The sequence below is a fragment of the Shewanella spartinae genome, assembly GCF_019457555.1.
Classification (GTDB): Bacteria; Pseudomonadota; Gammaproteobacteria; order Enterobacterales; family Shewanellaceae; genus Shewanella; species Shewanella loihica.
In genome coordinates this window covers 4,345,774-4,369,625 of record NZ_CP080418.1, presented here as the reverse complement: position 1 = coordinate 4,369,625, position 23,852 = coordinate 4,345,774, and the positions used below count along the sequence as shown (strand labels likewise).

Here is a 23,852-nt window from a genome sequence, read left to right as displayed (position 1 = left end):
GCGGAGAATATCTTGCAGCGAGTTAATGATGCTGCAGCAACCTGGCTCAAATTAACGACTGATTTTGGCAAGCTCTTTAGAGGGCCTGTTGGCTCAGTGCAAGAGCTTAATGATTATTCTACCCACCTAGAAAAACGACGAAGGCACTTTGCAAGCAGTTGTCAGCATCTGCAATTTAGCTAGTATTTAGTCGTTTCCCCCTTTTGCACTCGGCCTGTTACTTAGGTCAATTTGTGATGCCTTAAATTCTGCCTTTTTGTCTTATTTCTATCAAATCCACCCTATCTGACGCTCTGCTCGCAGCGATCTCAATGAGCGTTCTCATTTATGAAGTCTTCCCGTGTAGTACCATAGAAGGGCGTTGTTGCCTAAATCTAATTGAACCATTTTGCTCATCTGCGATCTGATCGTGAAACCTAACAATCAGGTCGCATCGATGGGCAAAGCCAAGGGCAAAATCACCAACTGGAAGCAATACAATCAAGCCTTAACTCAAAGAGGTTCGTTAACCTTTTGGATGGACGATGCTGCTATCAAGTACTGGTACAATCAACACCCTTCTGGGCGCAGAGGCTGAAGCAACACTTACAGTGACTCAGCCATCAGTACTGCGCTTATGATTAAGGGGGGGGTTAAGTTACCTCTAAGTGCGTTGTAAGGTTTTATCAACTCGATATTTCGGTTGATGGATGTTGACCTTAAGTCTCCCGACTATAGCTGTATCAGCAAGCGAGCTAAGACGGTTGAGGTCAACTATCGCCTACGCTGTATGGGACCTGCGATTGACGCGACAGGGCTGAAGGTCTTCGGTGAAGGAGAATGGAAAATCCGTAAGCATGGCAAGGAGAAACGGCGTATATGGCGCAAGGTGCACTTGGCCGTTGATGCCGATACTCACGAGATAGTGAGCGCGGTCGCATCGCTGGATAACGTGCATGACAGCGAAGCACTCCCTACGCTCATTAACCCACTTCGTCGCATGATAACGCAAGTTTCTGCCGATGGAGCCTATGATACAAAGCATTGCTACGCTGTGATTCAGCGAAAAGGCATTGCTGTCACCATACCACCAAGAAAGAATGCCGGATATTGGCGTGGTGAGCATCCACGAAACGAGGCCGTAGATGCGCTTAAAACGGGTCAGTTAACATCGTGGAAGCATGACTGTGGCTATCATGAGCGTTCGCTATCAGAAACAGCTATGTACCGTTATAAGCAACTCATCAGCGGCAAACTGAGCCTTCGTGATTACAACGCTCAAGTCGGTGAAATCTTGGCTGGAGTTGCTGCGTTGAAAAAAATAAGCAGGCTAGGTATGCCTGTTCGTCAGGTAACTGGATAAATCACAGAAGAGCGGGGGGGGGACTACGTTTCTAGTACTGAATTGATCAACAAGGTCGATTTTAAGTATCCAGGAGGATGGATACAATTGAACAGAGATGTAAATAGTGACATATCTAATTTTTCAAGAGAAATCGATACTCATCATATTCAAGAAGGTTGGAGAGAAGGCTCAATGAATACAATGAGGCAGGTTTTTGGAATACCGGTGGTTAGTTTATGAAGATAGCAATTTTTGATGACTTTTTAATTGGAGGATGGGCCTATGCAAGGCGGAAGGGAGTGTCACACGAACGTGCTTGCGGTCTTGCTATTGCTCAAGTTCAATTGTTCATTTTGTTTACCTTCACCCCTTGGCTAGTGGCGCTATTAAAATATTTAACATTTGATAACGCGAATATTATGTACTTCATTGTTGGTTTTTCTATCGCTTTAGGTATATTGTTTAATATTTACACTGGCAATAGGAATATGTTTACAAACATAGATTTAAATATTGTTGAGGTAAGGCGGAAGATAAAAAAATGTACATATTTTTTCATCTTTTTATTCTTTTACATGCCAATTTCAACCTATTTTCTGTGGCCCGTTATCAGGCAGTTTTGATATTTTGCAAGTCATATATCCTTAGGCGCTGTCCTACCTGAGAGAAAAAGAAAAAAGGAAGCCACCCATCGTTAATGGTAACGATGCCCACCTACTATTAGGCTTAAACAAGGAGGTTATGATGTCGCGCCTTAGTAGAAGCCAGAATAAGCTGAATTAGTTCCGACCAGAACTGGCAGATTCCTTGCTTTTTGTTAATAGGGGCTTTTTCTTGTCTAAAACAGGGCACTGTGACCAGCCGTCTGAGCAGTCGTTGCCAGTAGAAGCGATCAGTGTCTGCCAGCAGATGTGGCAATCCGGGGCAGCGTCTTTACTAAGCTCAATAGCGCATGGGCCCCATACTATTGGTGCACCTTCTTGTAACCTGACTTGTGCAGTTTGACCGAAGCGTATGGTGCTTGCCCGCCGTTGGAGTGATTTGGGGCTGAGCTGCTACTGGTGTACTTGATCGCTGCTATTTTTTGCCAATCGTTATGTAGCGTTGTCAGTGGATCTTAAAATATCCGGGTGTTGTAAAAGTACATGTCATAACCATGGTCTGAAAAAGGCTGCTCTTATTTGTCAGCTTATGGTTATATTTTATGTCAGGTTATGGTTGCATCTTTTGACTAAGTGATTGAAAACTGGAGGCAGCCTATGTCAGCTTATGCTTCTAGCGACAGAAGAGCGAGTAGTGCTCTACTAAGATAGCCAGGGCACTAGGTTATAGTGCCCTGGCCACCGAGCCTGCAGTTATTAATCAAACAGATAGTTGACGGTTAACCACACCGAACGTTTAGGCTGCAGGTAGTATTGGGCGTCGCCAAGCTCACTCTCGGCGCTGGGGTTACGCTCGTTGGAGGAGTTATACAGATCCAAATTAACGTCCCAGTTGTTCATGGTATAACCCACGCCTGCATCGAATACCGTGTAGCCTGTGGCCGATGCCGTGTTGCGTTTATTCAGATACACCTCGCCGACATAGTTAACATCCAGGTGTGCGTGTAGCCCCTGCGACTTGCCATAGCGTAGGCCCAGTGCGGCAAGATGTTTTGGCGACATCTCCAGATAGTTACCGCTCAATTGAAACGGCACGCCGTCGAATAACCGCTCGTAATCGGCAAACTTGGTTTCGTGCCATGCATAGCTACCCAGTAGGGTGAAGGCATCGTTTAGACGCCACTGCGCCTCTGCCTCTATACCCTTGAAGTGCTCATCACCGGCATTGATCAGGGTGGGTAAGCCGTTGACGGCTTGGCTGACCACTAGGTTATTAAACTTCATGTCGAAGGCGGCAAGATCCCAACGCAGTGCACCACCGTAGTTTTGTCCCCGTAGGCCTATCTCTAGGCTGGTGGCGTCTTCTGGCATGAGCAATTCAGTTTCCGCTTCGGGGCCGAAGTCGATGGCGGCAGGTTTGAAGCTATTGCGATACCCACCGTATAGGGTCACATAGTCCTGTTGCGATTGCCACAGACGGTAGCTACTCGACAGGGCGCCGGAGAAACGCGTATCTGTCTCACTAACGGTTTCATTGACGATCGTTTCTGGTGACTGGCCGGTAAAATCGGTTTCATGGCCAGCGCGGGTTTCCTTGGTGTGATTGAAGCGCAATCCGGCGTCGATACGCCATCTATCGGTGATATCCCAGACGAGATTGCCGTATACGCCGCTAAAGGTTCGCTTGTCGTCCAGATAGGTTTGCTCGTCTATCGGCAGGCTCTGCCAGGCCGGAGCATTATGACCGTCGACTGCGACCGCATACTCAAAATTATTGCTGTGCTGCGAGCCGTCACCATGGTTGACGTCGACGCCCCACACCAGTGTCATCTGCGGGTTGAGCTTGCTGACAAAATGGCTGTCGAAATAGATCTCGGTACGTTTGATCTCCTGACTATAACCGTCGGCATTGACCGTGACGCCATCGTCGGCAAAACCTTCTCGCAGGAAGCCGCGGGCGTTATCGTTTTGGGTGCGGGTGTAGGCCAGACGTGAAACGGATCTACCTAGGGCCGTGTCGCGCTCATAGGCCAGACTCAGCTGCTGACGGTCTTCATCCAATTTGGCATTGCGCGGATTATGGTTGGCGTCTAACGGCACTCGTGGTGTGAGCGTTTTCCCCTCCCTTGGGTGTGGGCTGCCCGGCGCTTGATCTACCGAGCTGATATCGAGATCCAGATTGAACTGACCGCCACCGAACTCGGCGCCGCCACGATATAGGCCATGCAGGCGCTCGAAACCATGACGGGTGCCAGCGAGGTGCTGTTTCTCGGCATCGAAGGATACCGAATGTTGCCAGGCATCGCCGCTAGCGGATAGTGGTGTGGTAAATGCCACCCGGGCACTGCTATCTGTTCCTACGGCGGCGCTGATTTTAGTCGGGCCTTCACCCGCCGCGTAGTGTTTCATATGGATCACGCCGACGAAACTGGTGGCGCCGTAACTGACTGGTGCGGCGCCCTTGATCACTTCGATGCGCTCAACGTTTTGTAGGCTCAATGAAACCAGTGCCGGTGTAAATGCGCCGCCAGCGGGCACATCATCGACCACCAGAAGAAAGGTATCAAACTCACGCAATCCCCATAAGGCGGGGACTGATGAGGCCGGGCCGCCATCGCCGCCACTGGCAATATCTACGCCCGCCACCATGGACAGGGCCGAGGCTAAATCTTTCGCTCCGCGGGCTTTTAGTACCTCGGCGTCGACGACAGAGATAGATTGCGTGGCGCTGCTTAACGGAGCCTCGGGCATTTTGCCGACGACGACCATGACTTCTGTATCCTCGTTAGCCCTGTCTGAGGTATCGGCGTAACTGGTTATTGGCAAGGTAGTGCCGAAGTAGGCCAGCATGGCTAAGGTTAAGCGAGAAAAACGAAAGGCGGCTCCGGGAGCGAAAAAAGGGGACTTCATAGGAGATCACTTCTTCAGGTTAGTGGTGTTAATTCCGTGCGGCATTTTTATCAAGACACCAAAATTGCCACGTGTTTTCGACCATGAATTTGATGAGTAGCGAGATCGTCCCTGTTCTGCGTCTGGTTATTACCACCAGAACAAACTGTGATTTAGGTCACGTTTGTCGTGATAGCCTGCCGAGTAAAACAGCTCACGAAATGTGCTTAACTGACAAAGATCAGTTTCGGCAGGCTTTTTTGTCTTTTTTCGATTGGATTTTTTGGCCTTGCAGAGGGGGGCGTCGGCCATCAATAGGTGTCAAAGTTAGGTGGAATAAGGGCAGGGTGACGGCCTGTGTTTCCTCGGTCAACGGAGGAGTAACGCTAGTAAAAAGGCGGGATATTTATAATGTTTGGCAACAAATCATGTCGCCGCTCGCTATGGCATGGCCATTCATTGACCTAAGGTTATTTTATGCTTGGCTTTGTAAATTCGGCCTTTTAAATTTGGCTTAGTCCTTAGCTTAGTCCTTAGCTTAGCCTGTGTTTGAACAGGCCTTGTGCGCCTTAGGTTGATTCCAATAACTTGCCTATACTCAATAGGAATATCTTGTCTTGGCTGCTCTATGAACGCAAAACACACCTTGCTGATAATGCTGCTGTTTGTCTGGTCCACCTACGCCGCGCCCCAGTCCAAGCTGGAGGCTAAGACGATCAACATCTGCGTCGATGAGACAGAGTATCCACCTCTTAATTATTTCATTCGCCTCGATGGCCATAAAACTAGTGTGAATGCGGGTTTCGATATCGAACTGCTGCGTCTTGTGCTGCCTACTAGTTGGCAAGTTAATCTGGTGGCCGCCCCCTGGCCCCGCTGTTTGCTGGAGGTCGAGCAGGGGCGTCTCGATGCGGCCATGGCCGCATCGGCTAACGATGAGCGCCGGGCAACTTTCCTGTTGTCACGGCCTTATTTCCATCTGAGCCCGTCCGTGGCCTTCCTTCAAGAGCGCTTTCGTGGACTCGAGGTTACGGGGTTACCCAGACGACTCGACACACTCGGACGGGTATGTGGCATACGAGGTTTTAACTACGCCTACTATGGCCAGCCGGCCGATCTCGACATTGCCCGCAGCAACGAGATATTGCAGTTTAGCGACCTACTGCTCAAGCGTCGCTGCGAGTTCTTCCTGATAAATAGGGAGGTCTACAGTGCCATATTACGACTGGAGGGGCAGGAGAGCCTGGCGGATAGGCTCGCCATTTTGCCAATGGCGGGGGGCATTAAGGTACCTTTCTACATGCTGGTGTCCCGTCGTAGTCCCCATGCTCAGGCGCTGCTGAGCGAGTTCAATCGCGGCGTCGATAACCTGGAGCAGAGCGGCGACCTGGCCAGACTCTGGACGCGTTTCACCTCGGGACAAGGTGGCAAGACTAATCCCTAATTACCTCTCATCTCCAAGTGCATGTGCGCCATTGCTAATCTGATGATTTTTTGTGTGAATGACCTTTAATGAGGCGGCTATTGTGATGCCCGGCAGCGAGTGTTAGCTTGCTAGTCTAGTGGCGTCTTGGGAGCGAGCGATGATCAGAGTGAATGTGTTTGGCAGGTCCATGTCGGTGCGGCGCGTGGATGGTGAGTGGCAGCTGTTTAATGAGTCGCAAACCGGAATGCGCAGCCGTGTCTATGAGGTGGTGATCCCACCCGAGCTTGCTGAAGATCAGCTGCTTAGTTATCTGGATGATATCTATCACGAGCAAGCTAGTGCCCAGCACCCTGAGGTCAGGTTAGAGGGCAGATAACGAGTTTCGTCGGAGGGCCAGAAAAGATGATAAGACGTTTGATGGATTACCTCAGGCTTTTGTTGTTTGTTAGCGGCGTGCTGCTTGGGGTGCAGGTGCCGGCCTTTGTGGATCAGTATGGTAAGGCGCTTGCGGCTCATACCCAGGAGGCCAAACAGAGTCTGGCGGAGTTTCACCGCGATGCCGACCGTTTCTTCGGCGGCGATATCGACAAGCTGATCGCCCACTACAAGCAGAATCCCGATGCCGTGTTCAACGCCGGTGGCGAGAGCATTGAGGCGCTGTATCAGAGGTATCAGTTGTTGTCTGCGGCGCTGACTGAGTTCAATCAATCAACCTACGGCGGATTCGACAGGCTTGTGCTGGCGCCTCTGCCTGAGATCCGAGATCAGGTGTGGCAGCATTTCAGCCACAGCATACTGCTGGATGGTCGCGCCATCGCCTTCGGTCTGGTGTTTGGCCTGCTGTTTGCCATGTTTTGCGAGTTGACGCTACACGGCTGCGGTCATTGTTGCCGCGGCGCCTATCGTCGCCTCAGGCCTAAAGCTGAGCCGCAGCCAGAGAACAGATAAGAGAAACCCTAACTTTCATCCGTGTTTGTCTCGCCTAATAACGGCTATGCTTCAGGTATCTGCTTAGGTGAGTGATATGATAAGGCCAATTTGGCTGCCTAAGTTTACTGTTAACCATAAGGATTTTTCCATGATAGCCCAAGGACAAACATTACCCGCCGCCACCTTAGGTCAGCTCACCGAGAACGGCATGGTCAACCATGATGTGAACGAACTGTTTGCCAACAAGAAGGTGGTGCTGTTTGCCGTACCCGGCGCCTTTACCCCAACCTGCTCAGAGGCGCATCTGCCCGGCTATGTAGTACTGGCAGATCAGTTTAAGGCCAAAGGGGTCGATATTATTGCCTGCGTATCGGTTAATGATGCCTTCGTGATGAAGGCCTGGGGCGAGGCGCAAAATGCCAGCGAGCTGTTGATGTTGGCCGATGGCGATGCCAGCTTTACCAAGGCATTGGGGCTGGAGATGGACACCGCAGGCTTTGGTGGCATCCGCTCTCAGCGTTACGCCATGGTAATCGACAATGGCGTGGTGAGCCTGCTGAATGTCGAGGCGCCCAAGAGCTTCGAGGTCAGCAAGGCCGAGGTGGTACTGGCGGCGTTATAAGCCGCTGCAAATAGAAAAGGGAGCCTTTGGCTCCCTTTTTTGTGGCTAGATGTTAAAAGGCACTAAACAGCTTTTTTAAAACAAGGCTATAAAACAAAGCTTTAAAACAAGGGTCTAAAACAACACCTTAAAACAAGCCCCTAGAAGTAGTGCACATATTCCACGGCGACACGATAGAGGGTGTCTTCGAAGCCCAGTAGATCCACCTCATAGTCGCGGCTGATATATTGGGTGGTGAAGTGCAGCAGGTTATTCTGATTGGCCAGCGGCATGATCACCTCCAGGGTGAGTCTGTCCATGGTGTAGAACTTGTCGGCGTCATAGCCCCATTGACCGTCGAAGCGGCTCCACTTGGCGCCGAGCTGCACCCCAGTGTGGGCGAAGGTGTATTTGTTGCTCCATTCGAAGAAATAGCCAAAACCGGCGCGGTTGAGCTCCTCTTCGGTGCGGCCCATCTCCTCACGCGGCCAGTCGTCATCTTTCTCTTCTTCGCTGTAACCCAGGCCGAGTGTCAGGCCGAGATCATAGTGGTTGACGTTGCCGAAGCGGCGGTTGAGTGACAGCCCGGCTACCGCCAGCTGTTCGAATTCTTCTAGCTGTTGGCTGTTGTAGTGGCCTTCGTAGCGACCATGGAAACTCAGCAGGTAGTCTTGCTGTTTGCCGAAGCGGGCGAAGGGACGCTGATAGTTGAAGCGCAGATCCATAGAGTTACGAAACCTGTCTTCATCATATTTTTCCGAGTCGCGCTCGTAGTAGTAGGTTCCACGCACCCGGAAGTAGTTGTTATCCAGCTGGTAGACATTGTCGTAACGCAGGTCGTCCCAGATAAACGACAGGCCACCACCACGTGACATGGAGCTGAACTCGGAATCCGGGTAGGACTCCAGGCCAGCAATGAGTGACATGGCGAAGGGGGAGTTGTCTGAGTCTGCTAGCGCAGGAAAGCTGAGTAGGCCGGCTAGGCCGAGTGCGAGCGTGGTCTTCATGAGGCGCCTCTGTGGTTCATCATCCGTTATGGTGCGGCGCACATTAGCATAAAATGGCCAGCTTTTCTGCTGGCCAGATTCCAGTTTGAGCTGGGTTAGGCGGCGTTTTCCAGCGATTGTCCATCGATGCCCAGGCTGGCCTCGATGTCGGCGACCCCTTGAGCCACCTCATCGGCGATCACTTCGCTCTGGCTGGCGGCGGCCATGGCGTGTTGTTTCAGCGACTCCATCGCCTGTGACAGGCTGTCCAGGTGGCTGGCCTGATCGACGCTGAAGCGGCTGCCCTGCTTGGCGGTCTCTGTCATCTCCTGAGACTGTTGCTGCACCGTTTGGGTTACCTGCCAGAGATTCTGCGCCCCCTGGGCCTGCTTCTGGCTGGTGCTCGCTATCCCCTCTACGCTCAGGGTCAGTTGCTGATTGGCCTCGGTGAGCTGACTCAATATGGTCACCACCTGCTGCAAGGATTCCTGGGTGCGCTGAGACAGGTTGCGCACCTCGTCGGCGACCACGGCGAAGCCGCGTCCCTGTTCACCGGCGCGGGCGGCCTCGATGGCGGCGTTGAGGGCCAGCAGGTTGGTCTGTTCGGCGATGTTGCCGATCACATCCAGTATGGTGGAGACGTCGTTGACCGAGGTGGTCAGGCTGCCTAAAGAGAGGTGACAGTGGCTCACCGCCTGTTGGGTCTCGTCGGCGGCGCTCATGAAGGCCTGCACCTCTTCCTGACTGGCGAGCATCTGGCTGTGGGTCTGCTGGGCATGTTGCTCGACCTGGCTGGAGAGTTCGCTCACCTCTCGGGCGATGGCGCGTACCTGCTCGGTCTGATTCTGCGCCGTGTCGACTATGCCGAGCGTGGTCTCTGTGCCCTGGGTCAGCTCGGTAATGCGGTGTACCAGCTGCGACAGCGAGGTGGAGATCTGGCCTATCTTGACGCGTTGGGCGGCATCTTCCGCCTCGAAGCGATCGAGTAGCTGATTGAAGTGACAGGCGATCTGGCCGGTTTCACAGCGTCGCTCTATGGTCAGGCGCTCGCGGTTGTTGGACTCGCTCAGGCGCATGAAGGCCTGATTCAGGTGTCTGAGGGGCTTTACCACCCTGCGTTGTTGTAACAGGAGGTAGACCAGGGCGAACACCGCCAGCACTGAGACCACGCCGTAGAGCAGGGTCTGTAGCTGTTGCTTGAGGTGCAGGTTTTGCGCCTGCTGTGCCTGGCCGAGCTGTAGCAGCTCATCTTCGATGCGAACGATGGCGGCCATCATGGCTTCCTGGGCGGCCTGGTTGGCGGTCAGCATCTGGTGAGTGTTGCTCACCTCTTTGCCATAGCGCTGGCTGAGGGAGAGCAGCTCGCTGTAATAGCTCTCGCCTATCTCTATCTGTTCCGGCTCGTCATCGCCCAGGGCAAACTCGTCGGCCTCCTGGGCCTCATACAGGCCGAGTAGCGGCAGCTTGGCCAGTTGGTCGTGCCAGTCGGTCAGGGCCTGGATCTGAGTCGCCAGCAGGGATTTAAGGCGCTGATCTTTGCCGATCAGATAGTCCTGGGTCAGCTGTGACAGCTGATACACCAGAGGCGGCAGGCTCTGAGTCAGCTGCAGGTATTGCTTGGCGAGTTTCGGGTTTTCCGCCAGGCCCTTGTCGGCATACTCGGCCAGGTGCTGGTTATAGGAGATCATCTCGCTCTCGGCGTGGGCCAGCAGCTGACGGGGATTGCCGGCCAGCTTACCCGCGGCGCGGTATTGGGTATCCAAGTCTTTGATAAAGTTTGAGATAGACCCCTGTAGTCGGTTGGCTTCCTCATGAGAAAGCTGGTCCAGGCTGGCGGCTATGGTCTGAAGCTGTTGCTTGGCGCTGCTCAGCTGCTGGCTGTTGCCCGTACTCAGGTAGCTCTCCAGCTGGCGGCGTACCTCGACTAAAAACTGTTGCTGCAGATCGGCCAGCATCTGATTTTTCTGTTCTATCTGGGCGCGCTCCTGGTTGCTCCATACGACGACACCGGCCAAGAGTGCGGCCAGCAGTAACAGGGTGGCAGAGGCCCAGAGGGAGAGGGTGGAAATTTTCATGATCGCGCGCCAGTGACAGTTTGCGCCAGAATATGACGTAATTGTTGCAAATTGATGACATTGGCACTTAGGTATGGTGCATAGGTATGGGGTATGGCACTTAGGTATGAAGTAAAAGAGGTGGCAGTTGGCCGTGGTTTCTTATTCCAGCGGCAGCCATACCTGGGCATGCAGGCCGCCCTCGGGGCGGTTGGTGAGTACTACCTGGCCCTGATGACGGTCGACGATTCGCTTGATGATCGCCAGTCCCAGTCCTGAGCCGACGCTGCCGCGGGCGCTATCGCCCTGGGTAAAGGGCTGGAACAGCTTGGGGATCTGATCGCTTGGGATGCCTGGGCCGTTGTCTTCCACCCCGAAGCCGACCCGGCGACCGTCGAAATTGGAACTCAGCTGCACCCAGCCGTTGCCATAGCGGAAGGCGTTCTCCACCAGGTTGCTGATGATGCGTTTGACCGCCACCGCCTGCATGGGGATCTCGGGGCACTCGTTTAGCGCTAACACTATCTCGCCGTCGCGGTTGGTCTCGGCCTGGGCGATATCCTGCAGCAGATCGTTTATCTGCACCAGTTCGCGGTTGGCCTCCTGATCCTGACGTATATAGGCGATAAACTGGTTGATGATGGCGTCCATATCCTCGATGTCATGCACTATGCCCTCTTTGAGGTACTCATCTTCCTCCACCATCATCTCGGAGGCGAGACGGATGCGGGTGAGCGGCGTGCGCAGATCGTGGGAGATCCCTGCCATCAACAAAGCCCTGTCCTGCTCTAGTTGCTGCATGCTGCGGGACATCTGGTTAAAGGCGTTGGTCACCTCTATGATCTCTGTGGAGCCACTCGGGGGCAGGGGCGCGGGATAGTCGCCGCGGGAGACGGAAATAGCCGCCTTCTGCAGGCGCTTGAGCGGTTTGTTCTGCTTACGGGCAAACCACCAACCGCCGGCGACACTCAGGGCACCGATCACCATGAGATAGAGCGTTAGGGGCGAGAGCCCAAATTCGTTGAAGCCGGTCAGAGGCACCTTGATCCATACCGACGGTGCCTGGGGCGGGCGGATCCAGATCTCGAACTCCTTGCCCTGGGCAATGCGCACCTCGGCCTTGCCGCCCAGATGTTCTGACATCTGCGCCGATAGCAGACTGTAGTAGGCGGCGCGATCGACCCCGGCCTCGCGGGCATCCTTAAGGTTGTAGATCTCCATGCTGTCGTCGCGCACCTTGGCGTTGAGGGCATCGACCATGGAGAGGTGTTCGCGGCCGACATCTACGCCGTCGACGAACAGCAGGTTTACCTGGCGGGCGATCAGCTGGTTGATCTGCTGGTAGGTGGGCTGAATAAAGTACACAGCCACCGAGAGATAGGAGACCAGCTGATTGACCAGCAGCAGCGAGCCTATCAGTAGTACTGTCTGACTAAAGGCGCTGCGGGGAAGAAAGCGTTTAAACCAGCTCATTATTGGGGACGATGGCCAGGGCTAACGCCGCGCGGCACCGTCGGGCACAAACACATAGCCCAGGCCCCAAACGGTCTGGATATATCTTGGGTTGGCGGCATCTTTCTCGATCAGGCGACGCAGGCGCGATACCTGCACGTCGATGGAGCGCTCAAGCGCCGAATAGTCGCGGCCGCGGGCCAGGTTCATCAACTTGTCCCGTGACAGCGGTTCTCTGGGATGACTTACCAGCACTTTGAGCACGGCAAATTCGCCGCTGGTGAGGGAGATCGCCTCTTCGCCGTGGTACATCTCGCGGGTGGCCAGGTTAAGGGTAAATTCACCGAAGGTGATCTCCTCTTCCTGCTGTGTCGGTGCGCCTGGGACCTCTGGGGCCTGACGGCGCATGACCGCCTTGATACGAGCAAGGAGTTCTCTGGGATTGAAAGGCTTAGGCAGGTAGTCGTCGGCGCCCAGCTCCAGGCCTATGATGCGGTCCACCTCGTCACCCTTGGCGGTCAGCATCACGATAGGAATTGTATTGCCATTTTGGCGCAGGCGACGGCAGATAGAGAGGCCATCCTCGCCCGGCAACATAAGATCCAGCACTAGCAGGTGGAAGTTTTCCCGCTCCAGCAGCCTGTCCATCTGCTCGGCATTGGCGGCGCTCCTGACCTGGTAACCCTGTTCCATCAGGTAACGCTCTAGCAGGGCTCTTAGGCGCATATCATCGTCGACAACGAGAATTTTAGAGGTTTCTTGTCCCATGCTCTCTATCCCTTATTTCAGTGCGATCGGCTCGAGGTTTACCGCTCAACTGGCTGAATTTCAATATTAATCTTATGTGCCTGCTTAATATAGCCGCTTTGCTATTTAAAAGCCTAGCGAGATTTCATCCAGAGTTGCGGCGATTTTACACAGCGCTAGAAATAAAACCCTTGTAACATACTGATACCAATTGAAATTATATGAATTTTAACTTTCCACTGGGAAATTGTAACCAAATTGAAACCGCCAGTTGGCGGGCGGTTAGGGAACGGTTTGGCTTATCGCCTCGCTAAGGTCGTGCCACTGGACTATTGTTTTTCAGCGGCTGCGCTGGTTATTATCAGCCGAAAATCATTCGATGTGCGGGCAACTGCCTGGCATCTTGTTGAGTCGTGACGAGAGAAAGATGAAAGCCATGTTGATCACCCGTGAAGGGTGGCAAGCGCTCGACAGAGAGCTTAAGTATTTATGGAAAGAGTACCGCCCCGAGATCACCAAGAAGGTGCAGGAGGCGGCGGCCCAGGGCGATCGTAGCGAAAACGCCGACTACACCTATAACAAGCGCCTGCTGCGTCAGATAGACAGCAGGGTGCGCTATCTGGTGAAGCGGGTGGAAGATCTGCAGATCGTCGATTACTCGCCCCAGCAGGAGGGCAAGGTGTTCTTCGGCGCCTGGGTCGAGCTGGAGGACGAGTCGGGCAAGATAGTACGCTATCGTATCGTCGGCAAGGATGAGCTGGATACCAAACTCGGCTATATCACCATAGATTCGCCCATGGCGAGGGCGCTGATCGGTAAGCAGGTGGACGACGAAGTGGTGGTCAACACCCCCGCCGGTAAGAAGGAGTGGTACGTCAACAAGATCCAATATAAGGCGTTCGAGGACTAAGCCTGCCTTCGCGATTTCAGCCCGGGTGTAAGCCTGGGCTAACGCCTCCAGCCTCAGTTAATGCTCTGATAAACAAATTAATATCTGCCTAACATGAGCCCTGTAACGAAATCTTGTCACTATGGTTCGCCCTTGGCATAGCACTGCGCGCTAAGCCTTGATGATCTCGATCAAGGCGCAGATGCGCCACAGCCCCTAGGCTACAGACATTTTTGGACAACCCGAGAGTCTAACGTGTCTGTATCGATCGAATCTAACTTTGGCGCCGACTACGCCGCCCATCTACCGCTGCTTGGCGATAGCATTGCCGAGCTGCTGGCCTTCTTCGGTGTGAAACGTGTTTATGGTGTCGGCGGCGACTTCGTTGCTAACCTGATCAACACCCTGGATAAACGGGTGGCGGTATTGCCCTCGAGCAACGAGATGCACGCAGGTTTCAGTGCCTGCGCCCAGGCCGAGCTGAACCCTCTCGGGGTCTGCATGACCACTTATACTGTCGGTAGCCTGCCCTGCACCTCGGCCGCGGCCTTGGCGCGCACCGAAGGCCTGCCCGTGGTGTTCATTTCGGGTGCCCCCGGCGAGGCGGAGATTAACAGTCAGGCGCTGCATCACAGCGTGCATCCCCATACGGCCTGGCACACAGATCTGGATGCGGCGCTCAACGCCTTTAAGGCGCTGGGTCTGCGCGCCGCGCGTTTGCAGGGCCAGCGTCATAGCGGTCAGCCTAACGTGGCGGCGGAGCAGTTTCTGCAGCTGCTCACCCATGCCTATGTCAATCGTCAGCCTGTGTATATCGAGGTGCCACGGGATCTTATCTATCAGCCGACCCAGGCGCTGAGCCTGCCAACTTGCCCGACTGAGTTAAGGCCCCAGGCGCTTAACCTGAGCGGCGCCGAGCTGATCGCCAGCCAGATCCGCACCCAGCTGCAGTGCGCCGAGGCGCCGCTGGTATTCCTCGGCGAGAAGCTCAGGTTGAATGCGCCGCTGCTGGCGAAGATTCTGAGTTTCTGCGAACACAACAAGCTGCCCTATGCCACCACCTGGTTTGGTAAGGGGATGCTGGATGAGTCGAAGCCACTCTGCCTTGGCAGCTACAACGGTGTGTTCAGCCGCTTGTCGAATCAGGAGTATATCGAGTCTACGGCCGACTATGTGCTCGAGCTGGGCACGGCGATTTTCCCTTCAGACACCAACAACGCCTTTAGCAGCCAGACCCACGCCATCGACAATCATGGCAACAAGACTATGCTTAAGGGCACGGCCCAGTGGGAGGCGGATATCGCCGCCGTAATGGAGCTACTGAGCGAGCAGCCTATTATCAAGGAGGCGCCCGTGAATCTGAGCCTTGATGTCGAATCTAACTCGGCATCTGAGACCCCTATAACCAGCGATGCCGAGCTGGGTTATCACCATCTGGCGGCCTGCATCAATGCGGCGCAGCAGGCTAGCGAACGCCCCTTCATCTTCGTGCCCGAGGTGGGTAATTCACTGTTTGCCAGCTTCGAGCTGACCACCCTTGGTAGCGATATCGGCCGCAGCTATCTGGCTAATCCTTGGTATGCGGCCATGGGCACCAGCCTGCCATACGCCAGGGCCGTGGTAGATCAGCTCGCCGAACAGGGCAGCGCCCAGCCCGTGGTGGTGATCACCGGCGACGGTGGCTTCAACTTCCAGGCGAACGAGTTGATCAACCTGCAGAAGCAAGGCGCCAACTTGGTTATCGTCTACATGCGCAACAACATCTTCCATCTGGGTAAAGCCGGCGATGCGCCCATCTACGCCTGTAACCATGAGGGATTCGATCCTAAGTTGTTGATTCAGGCCTATGGTGGCAGGGGACATCTGTGCCGGTACGATGGCGAGTTTGTCGATACCCTGTGTGGCTGTATCGCCAGCGGCGGCCTGCATCTTATTGAGGTGCCGGCGCCTATCGAGGAGTCATTCCAGAGCGATACCACCCAGAAGCTCAACTGTTACATCGGCTATCGTAACGGTCAGGCAGAGGCGACTCGCCGCTGGCAGGAGCTATGCGAAAAACGCGGCTAAACTGAGAGACGTGTCGCCTAATTTACCCTGCTTTATCTAGGGTTGCGACAGATAGGGCGTACAACTTGGCCTTGGGCTGTGTTATCTTTGGCGGCACTTAACTCTCTATTTGGGCACGACGTAATCTATGCAAAATATTGCACAAATCATCGCTCAGGAACTTAATGTTCGTGAGCAGCAAGTGACGGCAACTATCACTCTATTGGATGACGGCGCGACGGTTCCCTTCGTGGCGCGTTATCGTAAAGAGGTCACAGGTGGTTTAGACGATACCCAACTGCGCACTCTGTATAGCCGCCTGGGCTATCTGCGCGAACTCAACGATCGCCGTCAGGTGATCCTCTCCAGCATTCAGGCCCAGGGTAAGCTGACCGCCGAGCTGCAGGCCGCCATAGATCAGGCCGACAGCAAGACACGCCTGGAAGATCTCTATCTGCCCTACAAGCCTAAGCGTCGTACCAAGGGGCAGATCGCCATCGAGGCCGGTATCGAGCCCCTGGTGGATCGTTTGCTGAGTGATCGTCAGGCAGATATCGAGGCCCTGGCGAGCGAGTACCTCAATGCCGATGCGGGTTTCGATGAGGTGAAGGCGGTGCTCGATGGTGCGCGCTTTATCCTGATGGAACGTTTCGCCGAAGACGCCGAACTGCTGCAGAAGGTGCGCCAACACCTGACCCAGAGCGCCGTGCTCGAGAGCCATGTGGTGAAGGGCAAGGAGAAAGAGGGCGCCAAGTTCAGAGACTATTTCGAGCACAGCGAGAAGCTGATGAATGTGCCTTCTCATCGTGCCCTGGCCATGTTGCGTGGTCGCAACGAGGGCGTGTTGAGCCTGAGCATGAATGCCGACCCAGACAGCGAGGCCAAGTCAGGCAGTTACTGCGAGGTGATTATTGCCGATCACTTTAACCTCAAGCTGAGTGATTCCGCCGTGGATCAGTGGCTTAAGCTGGTGGTCACCTCTACCTGGCGCATCAAGATCGCGCTGCAGATGGAGACAGAGTTTATCGCCAAGCTGCGCGAGCGTGCCGAGACAGAGGCGATCAATGTCTTCGCCCGCAACCTGGGCGATCTGCTGATGGCGGCGCCTGCCGGTGCCAAGGCCACACTGGGCCTGGACCCAGGATTGCGAACCGGCGTCAAGGTGGCCATAGTTAACAACACGGGCAAGCTGATGGCCCACACCACCATCTTCCCCCATGCACCGCAGAACCAGTGGGATAAGTCGATCCGTACCCTGGCGAACCTGGTGAAGATGCATAAGGTGGAGCTGATCGCCATAGGCAACGGCACCGCCTCACGTGAGACAGACAAGCTGGCGGGCGAGCTGATTGCCGAGCTGAAGAGCGAGCTGCCGACACTCACCAAGATCATGGTGAGCGAGGCGGGCGCCTCAGTCTACTCTGCCTCTGAGCTGGCGGCGGAGGAGTTCCCCGAGCTGGACGTGTCGATTCGCGGCGCCGTCTCTATCGCCCGTCGCCTGCAGGATCCGCTGGCGGAGCTGGTGAAGATCGAGCCTAAGTCTATCGGCGTGGGCCAGTATCAACATGACGTGAGTCAGAGTCAGCTGTCACAATCCCTCGAGGCCGTGGTGGAAGATTGTGTAAACGGCGTGGGTGTTGATCTCAACATGGCCTCTATGCCGCTGCTGACTCAGGTGGCCGGCCTGAACAAGACGCTGGCGCGCAATATCGTCGAGTACCGCGACCAGAATGGTCAGTTTACCTCGCGTAAACAGCTGCTTAAGGTGCCACGTCTCGGCCCTAAGGCGTTCGAGCAGGCGGCCGGTTTCCTGCGTATTCGTGAGGGTGACAACCCGCTGGATGCCAGCGCAGTGCATCCAGAGACCTATGCCTTGGTTGAGTCTATCGCCAAGGCGCAGCAGCAGGCGGTGGATGCCCTGATAGGCAACACAGATCTGCTCAAGCAGATCGATGCCAAGGCGTTTGTGACCGAGGAGTTTGGTCTGCCGACCATAGAAGATATTCTCAGCGAGCTGGATAAGCCGGGTCGTGATCCCCGCGGCGAGTTTAAGACTGCCGTGTTTAAGGAAGGGGTCGAGGAGATCAAAGATCTTAAGGTCGAGATGATCTTAGAGGGCGTGGTGACCAATGTGACCAACTTCGGCGCCTTCGTCGATATTGGCGTGCATCAGGATGGACTGGTGCATATCTCGTCGCTCACCGACAAGTTTGTCAGCGATCCCCACACAGTGGTGAAGGCCGGTGACGTGGTCAAGGTCAAGGTGATGGAGGTCGATGCCGAGCGTAAGCGTATCAGCCTGACCATGCGTCTGGACGAGAAGCCGGGCGAGAAGCAAATGTCTCACCAAGGTGGCAAGGGCCAGGCGAAAGCGGGTCAAGGCAAAGGACATCAAGGTAAAGGCTCACAGGGCAAGAGCCAGGCTAAGGGTCAGTATAAGCAGCCCAAGGCACCGGCTAACGCGGCCATGGGTAATGCCTTTGCCGATGCCTTCGCCAAGCTGAAGAAGTAATCTCGCTTTACCGTTTTTAAAGGCCGCACTTGCGGCCTTTTTTATGCCTAGATTCCACACAGATTCGCTTGGTCGCTGGCCCGACTTCCGGCGTCTAGAGCAGGAGTTCGGCCGAGAGTATCTTGAGCCGCCTGACGCCATTTTGTTTACCCCTGGCGATCACCTTCTGCTTGGCGAGCGTCAGGCCGTGGGCATTGACTATCACGCTGGCACTGAGGGTGTTTTCCAGTCGTGTCTTGTTTGCCTTGGTGCCGGGACGGCCGCTTAGCGGCGTGGGTGACTCGAAGCTATAGCTAATGAGGTAGTCAGCCATGGGGCACCTCCGGCGTGAATCTCTGATATGAATGCATGGGTAACCGTATGAATTGTCGTGTGTAAGCTGTTAGAAAATAACCAGTTGTTATTTTTATGTATTTGCGAGGCCCTAAGGCTTGTTGGCAGACACTGTCCTCGGCAGGTGGCCATGAGCGATTCAAAATCGAGCCCTGGGCATATTCTCTTTATACGGCGTAGAGCCGAGAGCCATCTATTATCTGATTGTTTTAACTGATGTTGTTGGCTCTTCTGACGCTATCCTAACCATGCCGTGTGGAGATCGAAAGATAGTTACTATTCGATTTGTTAATAGATTATTGGGGCTTCTGGCGGGTAAAAAGCGCGGGAATCCACTATTTAGCTGATAATTCACGTCTTATTTAACTGTTACACTTTTCGAACTTTTTACTGACTTTTATGTCAAAATGGCACATTGCCGAGCGAACATGCTCGTATCCATTAAGCGATAGCGATTTTGATTGAGGAAACCATGACGACGTCCCACAAGAAACATGGGCCAATGCGGGCCATTGTCTACTTTGGCCTGATAGCCCTGGCCATCACGATGCTGAGCCGTATCGGCTTGGGCATCTGGCAGGCCGATAGGGTCGCCGCCGTGGATGGCTGGCCACACCTGCTGCTTCAGGGACTGAGGGTCGACTTTGCCACCCTGTGTTGGTTATGGGGCATCGCCGCCCTGGGCACCACTATCTTTGGTGGCGACCATATAGTCGGCCGTGGCTGGAAGTCGGTACTGAGAGTCTGGCTGACACTGGGTCTCTGGTTGATGATCTTCCTCGAGCTATCGACACCCTCGTTTATCGATGAATATGGCCTGAGACCGAATCGTCTCTATATCGAATACCTCATCTACCCCAAAGAGGTGCTCTCCATGCTCTGGACCAGCCGTAAGGGAGAGATCTTCCTCGGGCTGATCGTCAGCACCCTGAGTCTGTGGGGCGGCTGGCGCCTGAGTGGGCGCTTACTGAAAGAGGTGGTCTATCCGCGCTGGTTCTGGCGTCCGGCCATCGCCCTACTGGTTATCGCCGTGACTCTGATGGGCGCGCGCTCTAGCCTGGGGCACAGACCGCTTAACCCCGCCATGGTGGCCTTCGCCGACGATCCGCTGGTGAACTCTCTGGTGGTGAACTCCTCCTATTCGCTGGTGTTTGCCATAGATCAGATGGCGGCGGAAGCCAATGCCTCTAAGGTGTATGGCAAGCTGGAGAAGAGCCAGATTATAGACAACATACGTAAAGACAGTGGTCGCCCGCTAAGCGCCTTCACCTCTGAGTCTCTGCCGAGCGTGACCTATAACCAGGCGAGTTTCCAGGGCAAGCCCAAGAACCTGGTGATCATACTGCAGGAGAGCCTGGGGGCGAGATTTACCGGTTACCTTGGCGGCCTGCCGCTGACGCCTAATATCGATGCCTTGGCACAAGAGGGCTGGGCCTTCAATCGTCTGTACGCCACGGGTACCCGTTCGGTGCGCGGCATCGAGGCGGTCACTACCGGCTTTACGCCGACCCCGGCACGTTCTGTGGTCAAGCTAGGTAAGAGCCAGACCGATTTCTTTACCATCGCCGATCTGCTTAAGATGAATGGCTATGAGACCCAGTTTATCTATGGCGGCGAGAGCCATTTTGACAACATGCGCAGCTTCTTCCTGGGCAACGGCTTTAGCGATATCGTGGATCAGAACGACTATAAAGATCCTGTGTTTGTCGGTTCTTGGGGCGTGTCGGATGAAGACCTGCTCAAGCGAGCCAATAACGAGTTTGAGCAGTTCCATAAAGAGGGTAAGCCTTTCTTTAGCCTAGTGTTCAGCTCCTCTAACCATGAGCCGTTCGAGTTCCCCGATGACCGTATCGAGCTCTACGATCAGCCTAAGCAGACCCGTAACAACACGGCTAAGTATGCCGATTACGCCGTGGGTGAGTTCTTTAAGCTGGCCAAAGCGTCCAGCTACTGGAAAGACACACTATTTGTGGTGGTGGCCGACCATGAGAGCCGCGTAGGCGGTGCCTCTCTGGTACCTGTGGAGCAGTTCCGCATCCCAGCGATCATCATAGGCGATGGCATCACCCCTAAGATGGACCAACGTGTCGCCAGCCAGATAGACCTGGCGCCGACCCTGTTGTCCTTGATGGGCGTCTCGGGTAGCTACCCTATGCTGGGTCGGGATCTGACCAAGATGGATGACGACTGGCCGGGCCGCGCCCTGATGCAGTACGACAAGAACATGGCCTATCTGCGCGGTGACGATGTGGTGATCCTGCAGCCAGAGCGTGAGCCGACCGGCTACGCTTATGACTTTGCCAGCAATACTCTGACCCATAAGGCGCAGAGCGATGAGATGAAGCAGACCGCCTTGTCGTGGGCGCTGTGGGGTAGCATGGCTTACCAACAACAGCTGTATCAGACGCCGCAGCAGAGCACGGCATCGAACACGTCGTCGGATGAAGCGTCGATCAGATAAAGGTGGATAACTCGGGCTCTCCCTTGGGGAGGGTCTGAGTCTGGTAGAAGCTGGCGATGTGGGCTGACACGCTCTGATAGAAGCTGTTGGCCTGGTTCTCGAAGCGGGTCTTAGGTTTTTGGGGCTCTCTTGGCGTCTCAGTCTGCGCGCTACGTATGTCGCGGCGTGCCAGCGCAGGCTTCATCATCAGTGGGCGTATGATGGCGGCGGCGCCTTGTTTCGCCTGTTGCTGTTGTTGCTGACCTTCCTGCTGATGCTGGCCTTGCCCTTGCTGCTTGGCCTGCACCTTCTCATTGAGTTTTGCCTGAATGTTGGCCTGATCCGCCGCGCGCTCATTCTGAGGATTGAAGGGGCGCTCTTCGTTGCTCTTGGCGAGCTGAGGCGCAGGTATGATTGGTGGGCGTTGCTGACTCTCTACCCGCGCGCTATCGGTCGCGGCGTTGGTCGTCGCGATAGGCACTTGCGGGTAGTTGGTCACCACTAACATAGAAAACTCCTAGCGTATTGCCTAAATAATAACCAAAAAGTGTTATAAATTAAAGTGATTATTCTTTAAGCGTCTGCAGCCAGGCTTCGACACCTTCGACAAAGGCGTCTCTGTGGGAGAAGAAGGGCGCATGGGAGGCCTTAGGCAGCACGAAATCCTCAAAGCGTGACTCGCAAACCGGCATCAGTGGCTGCACCCGGCGTGACACCAGACCGTCCAACCTTCCCCACACCCTGAGCCAGGGCACGCGTATCTCATTGAGCTGGTCTCTGAGGTCCACCTCCTTAAGCATCTGCAAGCCGGCGCGTAGCGCGTCTGCATCCGGCAGCGGCTTGGCCATCACCAAGTCCCTGAGCTGCTTGATATCCTGCTTGGCGGTTTCGCTTCCCATGGCCTGGATGGCCAGGAAACGCTCTATCATCTTGCCGAGATCTTTCTCCAGCTGATCGCCAAACTGCCCCAGAATTTGTGGTGGAATCCCCGGCCAGCCCTCGTCATCCCGTGCCATGAAGCAGGGGGAAGAGGCTATGGTCAGCAGGGCATTTATGCGCTCTGGATAACGCAGGGCGGCGCGGGTGGCGACCAGTCCCCCCAGTGACCAACCGGCCCAGATAGCCCGCTCTGGCAACTGTGCCATGAGATGATCGACCCAGGCATCCAGGTCTCCCTCTATGGCCGGGCTATCGCCGAAGCCGGGCAGGTCGACTAACAGGAGTTGATGATCTTTGAGCGTGTGATGCAAGGGAGTAAAGACGGCGCTGTTCACCCCCCAGCCGTGCAGCAGGACGATGGGGCGGCCTTGGCCTATAGTTTCAATATGCAAGGATTGCTGACTCACTAAGATGCCTCTGGATCGTAAGGTTAGTTAAATGGATCGAACTCATCTGCATTTATCGCGCTGGCAGTGGCTTGTGCAACTGCGGCGACTGCTGGCGGCTAGTCTACCCAATCGCTGTATGATCTGCCATCAAAGGGTGGTCTTGCCACAGCGAGGCATCTGCCTCACCTGCCTCGATGCCGGGCTCTATGCGTCGCCGACTTGTTTGGGCTGTGGCCGAGCTATGCCTCAGCAGACCGCCTATTGCGGCAGCTGCATGACGAGCCAGCCCCTCAAAGTGGTGGCGCCTGCCAGTTATCATCAGGGGCTGGGGGAGACGGTAGCGGCAATCAAGTATCAGGGACAACTCGCCGGTCTGACTCCCTTGGTGCAGGCCCTGGTGAGGCGCATTCGGCTGCTGGCTGAGGCGAAGGTTATCAGCCTGCCTCAGGCCTTATTGCCCGTGCCCTTACATCCACGCCGCCTGCGTGAGCGCGGCTTTAATCAGGCCTTTGTTATCGCCCATGAGCTTGGCCGGGCCCTTGAGTTGCCAGTGTTGCCCTATGTCCTTGAGCGGCTAAGCGATACGCCGCCTCAGGCGGGGCTGACGGGTAAGCAGCGACGGCGTAATTTCGCCGGCGCCTTTCGTTTGATTGACGAGTTTGACTACCAGCGTGTCGCGCTGATCGACGATGTGGTGACCACCGGCACCACGGCCAAGGAGATCGCCAAGCTGTTCGAGGCGCGTTATATCCAGGTGCAGGTGTGGTGTTTGGCACGCGCCGAGGAGCCCCACCTTATGGATCAATAGCCGTTACGGCGCCAGTTGCGATACTTGGTATGTACGCCGCGGGTAAACAGCGAGGAGTATTCCTCCAGCAGATCGACGCCATAAAGGATGGCGACCACCAGCAGGGAGAGCTTGATCCCCACAAAGGGGTCGACCACGGCGATGCAGACGCCAATCGCCGCCAGCGCCCAGATGGCTGCAGCTGAGGTGACGCCCACAACTACTCCTTCCTTGGCTAGCATGACGCCTGCCCCCAGAAAGCCAATGCCGGTCACTACCTGGCCTATGATGCGCGAGGGATCCGATACCGAGGTGGCAACGGCCATGGAGGCGGTGATGAAGATATAGGTGCCCAGCACGATCAGCGATGAGGTGCGGATCCCTACGGGTTTGCCCCTGAGTTGGCGTTCCAGGCCTATGATGAGGCCGCAGAGAACGGCGCAGCCGAGTTCGCGCCAGCGAAAGGGATCGATAGCTACCCAAGCATCAAGATTCATGGTGTGGTC

The 23,852-nt window shown here is 55.0% G+C and carries 19 protein-coding genes and 1 pseudogene; 11 read left to right on the top strand and 9 right to left on the bottom strand.

The features are described 5' to 3' along the window. Positions 1-436 precede the first annotated feature (436 nt). Positions 437-1,342 (top strand): annotated as a pseudogene (locus tag K0I31_RS18940) (IS5 family transposase). Positions 1,343-1,560: 218 nt separating this feature from the next. After that, positions 1,561-1,947 (top strand): hypothetical protein, encoded by a 387-nt coding sequence (locus K0I31_RS18935; RefSeq protein ID WP_220079374.1) that lies wholly within the window; start codon positions 1,561-1,563, stop codon positions 1,945-1,947. Between the two features lie 735 nt (positions 1,948-2,682). Here the strand turns inward: K0I31_RS18935 and K0I31_RS18930 are convergent. Continuing rightward, a complete protein-coding gene (locus K0I31_RS18930; protein ID WP_220079373.1) occupies positions 2,683-4,836 on the bottom strand; it encodes a TonB-dependent receptor in 2,154 nt (717 codons plus the stop codon). A 607-nt stretch (positions 4,837-5,443) separates the two neighbouring features. Between K0I31_RS18930 and K0I31_RS18925 the strand changes: the two genes are divergently transcribed. The 4 genes from K0I31_RS18925 to K0I31_RS18910 all read left to right on the top strand — a co-directional run bounded on the left by K0I31_RS18925 (position 5,444) and on the right by K0I31_RS18910 (position 7,793). Continuing rightward, positions 5,444-6,259 (top strand): substrate-binding periplasmic protein, encoded by an 816-nt coding sequence (locus K0I31_RS18925; RefSeq protein ID WP_220079372.1) that lies wholly within the window; start codon positions 5,444-5,446, stop codon positions 6,257-6,259. 139 nt (positions 6,260-6,398) lie between these two features. Further along, positions 6,399-6,617 carry a DUF7661 family protein gene (locus K0I31_RS18920; RefSeq protein WP_220079371.1) on the top strand — a complete coding sequence of 73 codons (219 nt, stop codon included), beginning with the start codon at positions 6,399-6,401 and terminating at the stop codon, positions 6,615-6,617. Positions 6,618-6,643: 26 nt separating this feature from the next. After that, positions 6,644-7,189 carry a DUF2937 family protein gene (locus tag K0I31_RS18915; protein WP_220079370.1) on the top strand — a complete coding sequence of 182 codons (546 nt, stop codon included), beginning with the start codon at positions 6,644-6,646 and terminating at the stop codon, positions 7,187-7,189. 130 nt (positions 7,190-7,319) lie between these two features. Further along, the gene (locus K0I31_RS18910; protein ID WP_220079369.1) at positions 7,320-7,793 is read left to right on the top strand and encodes a peroxiredoxin; all 474 of its coding nucleotides are present in this window, start codon (positions 7,320-7,322) and stop codon (positions 7,791-7,793) included. Positions 7,794-7,933: 140 nt separating this feature from the next. On the opposite strand, the gene K0I31_RS18905 is transcribed toward K0I31_RS18910, so the two are convergent. From K0I31_RS18905 to ompR, 4 genes are all read right to left on the bottom strand, one after another. Then, positions 7,934-8,779 carry a hypothetical protein gene (locus K0I31_RS18905; protein WP_220079368.1) on the bottom strand — a complete coding sequence of 282 codons (846 nt, stop codon included), beginning with the start codon at positions 8,777-8,779 and terminating at the stop codon, positions 7,934-7,936. 95 nt (positions 8,780-8,874) lie between these two features. Further along, positions 8,875-10,833, bottom strand: a complete 1,959-nt coding sequence (locus tag K0I31_RS18900; protein ID WP_220079367.1) for a methyl-accepting chemotaxis protein — start codon at positions 10,831-10,833, stop codon at positions 8,875-8,877. Positions 10,834-10,974: 141 nt separating this feature from the next. Next, positions 10,975-12,285 (bottom strand): two-component system sensor histidine kinase EnvZ, encoded by a 1,311-nt coding sequence (gene envZ / locus K0I31_RS18895; protein ID WP_220043646.1) that lies wholly within the window; start codon positions 12,283-12,285, stop codon positions 10,975-10,977. 21 nt (positions 12,286-12,306) lie between these two features. Further along, complete coding sequence (gene ompR, locus K0I31_RS18890; protein WP_011867431.1) at positions 12,307-13,032, bottom strand: osmolarity response regulator transcription factor OmpR; 726 nt, start codon at positions 13,030-13,032, stop codon at positions 12,307-12,309. Between the two features lie 406 nt (positions 13,033-13,438). Here ompR and greB point away from each other — a divergent pair, with 406 nt between their 5' ends. The 3 genes from greB (at position 13,439) to K0I31_RS18875 (ending at position 18,458) form a co-directional block, all read left to right on the top strand. Beyond that, positions 13,439-13,921, top strand: a complete 483-nt coding sequence (gene greB, locus K0I31_RS18885; RefSeq protein ID WP_220079366.1) for a transcription elongation factor GreB — start codon at positions 13,439-13,441, stop codon at positions 13,919-13,921. 234 nt (positions 13,922-14,155) lie between these two features. Further along, positions 14,156-15,967: a thiamine pyrophosphate-binding protein gene (locus tag K0I31_RS18880; RefSeq protein WP_220079365.1), complete on the top strand. Its 1,812-nt coding sequence runs from the start codon at positions 14,156-14,158 to the stop codon at positions 15,965-15,967. Positions 15,968-16,094: 127 nt separating this feature from the next. Beyond that, positions 16,095-18,458 carry a Tex family protein gene (locus K0I31_RS18875; RefSeq protein ID WP_220079364.1) on the top strand — a complete coding sequence of 788 codons (2,364 nt, stop codon included), beginning with the start codon at positions 16,095-16,097 and terminating at the stop codon, positions 18,456-18,458. A 94-nt stretch (positions 18,459-18,552) separates the two neighbouring features. On the opposite strand, the gene K0I31_RS18870 is transcribed toward K0I31_RS18875, so the two are convergent. Further along, positions 18,553-18,771 carry a hypothetical protein gene (locus K0I31_RS18870; protein WP_220072565.1) on the bottom strand — a complete coding sequence of 73 codons (219 nt, stop codon included), beginning with the start codon at positions 18,769-18,771 and terminating at the stop codon, positions 18,553-18,555. A 492-nt stretch (positions 18,772-19,263) separates the two neighbouring features. Between K0I31_RS18870 and K0I31_RS18865 the strand changes: the two genes are divergently transcribed. Then, positions 19,264-21,252, top strand: a complete 1,989-nt coding sequence (locus K0I31_RS18865) for an LTA synthase family protein (protein ID WP_220079363.1) — start codon at positions 19,264-19,266, stop codon at positions 21,250-21,252. Here K0I31_RS18865 and K0I31_RS18860 read toward each other — a convergent pair. Both K0I31_RS18860 and bioH read right to left on the bottom strand, forming a co-directional pair. Further along, positions 21,245-21,739, bottom strand: a complete 495-nt coding sequence (locus tag K0I31_RS18860; protein WP_220072563.1) for a hypothetical protein — start codon at positions 21,737-21,739, stop codon at positions 21,245-21,247. The two genes, K0I31_RS18865 and K0I31_RS18860, sit on opposite strands and share 8 nt — an antisense overlap. Positions 21,740-21,797: 58 nt before the next feature. Next, positions 21,798-22,577 (bottom strand): pimeloyl-ACP methyl ester esterase BioH, encoded by a 780-nt coding sequence (gene bioH / locus K0I31_RS18855; RefSeq protein ID WP_220079362.1) that lies wholly within the window; start codon positions 22,575-22,577, stop codon positions 21,798-21,800. Between the two features lie 31 nt (positions 22,578-22,608). Here bioH and K0I31_RS18850 point away from each other — a divergent pair, with 31 nt between their 5' ends. Beyond that, positions 22,609-23,367: a ComFC family protein gene (locus tag K0I31_RS18850; protein WP_220079361.1), complete on the top strand. Its 759-nt coding sequence runs from the start codon at positions 22,609-22,611 to the stop codon at positions 23,365-23,367. Here the strand turns inward: K0I31_RS18850 and K0I31_RS18845 are convergent. Beyond that, complete coding sequence (locus tag K0I31_RS18845) at positions 23,361-23,843, bottom strand: MgtC/SapB family protein (RefSeq protein WP_011867422.1); 483 nt, start codon at positions 23,841-23,843, stop codon at positions 23,361-23,363. The two genes, K0I31_RS18850 and K0I31_RS18845, sit on opposite strands and share 7 nt — an antisense overlap. Between the last annotated feature and the right edge of the window lie 9 nt (positions 23,844-23,852).

Excerpts from the sequence above, each read along its gene's own strand:
- K0I31_RS18850 (WP_220079361.1), top strand. The coding sequence starts at position 22,609 with ATGGATCGAACTCATCTGCATTTATCGCGCTGGCAGTGGCTTGTGCAA.
- K0I31_RS18925 (WP_220079372.1), top strand. The coding sequence starts at position 5,444 with ATGAACGCAAAACACACCTTGCTGATAATGCTGCTGTTTGTCTGGTCC.
- K0I31_RS18870 (WP_220072565.1), bottom strand. The coding sequence starts at position 18,771 with ATGGCTGACTACCTCATTAGCTATAGCTTCGAGTCACCCACGCCGCTA.
- K0I31_RS18875 (WP_220079364.1), top strand. The coding sequence starts at position 16,095 with ATGCAAAATATTGCACAAATCATCGCTCAGGAACTTAATGTTCGTGAG.
- greB (WP_220079366.1), top strand. The coding sequence starts at position 13,439 with ATGAAAGCCATGTTGATCACCCGTGAAGGGTGGCAAGCGCTCGACAGA.
- K0I31_RS18900 (WP_220079367.1), bottom strand. The coding sequence starts at position 10,833 with ATGAAAATTTCCACCCTCTCCCTCTGGGCCTCTGCCACCCTGTTACTG.
- K0I31_RS18935 (WP_220079374.1), top strand. The coding sequence starts at position 1,561 with ATGAAGATAGCAATTTTTGATGACTTTTTAATTGGAGGATGGGCCTAT.
- K0I31_RS18905 (WP_220079368.1), bottom strand. The coding sequence starts at position 8,779 with ATGAAGACCACGCTCGCACTCGGCCTAGCCGGCCTACTCAGCTTTCCT.
- ompR (WP_011867431.1), bottom strand. The coding sequence starts at position 13,032 with ATGGGACAAGAAACCTCTAAAATTCTCGTTGTCGACGATGATATGCGC.
- K0I31_RS18910 (WP_220079369.1), top strand. The coding sequence starts at position 7,320 with ATGATAGCCCAAGGACAAACATTACCCGCCGCCACCTTAGGTCAGCTC.
- K0I31_RS18920 (WP_220079371.1), top strand. The coding sequence starts at position 6,399 with ATGATCAGAGTGAATGTGTTTGGCAGGTCCATGTCGGTGCGGCGCGTG.
- K0I31_RS18845 (WP_011867422.1), bottom strand. The coding sequence starts at position 23,843 with ATGAATCTTGATGCTTGGGTAGCTATCGATCCCTTTCGCTGGCGCGAA.
- K0I31_RS18930 (WP_220079373.1), bottom strand. The coding sequence starts at position 4,836 with ATGAAGTCCCCTTTTTTCGCTCCCGGAGCCGCCTTTCGTTTTTCTCGC.
- K0I31_RS18915 (WP_220079370.1), top strand. The coding sequence starts at position 6,644 with ATGATAAGACGTTTGATGGATTACCTCAGGCTTTTGTTGTTTGTTAGC.
- envZ (WP_220043646.1), bottom strand. The coding sequence starts at position 12,285 with ATGAGCTGGTTTAAACGCTTTCTTCCCCGCAGCGCCTTTAGTCAGACA.
- K0I31_RS18865 (WP_220079363.1), top strand. The coding sequence starts at position 19,264 with ATGACGACGTCCCACAAGAAACATGGGCCAATGCGGGCCATTGTCTAC.
- K0I31_RS18860 (WP_220072563.1), bottom strand. The coding sequence starts at position 21,739 with ATGTTAGTGGTGACCAACTACCCGCAAGTGCCTATCGCGACGACCAAC.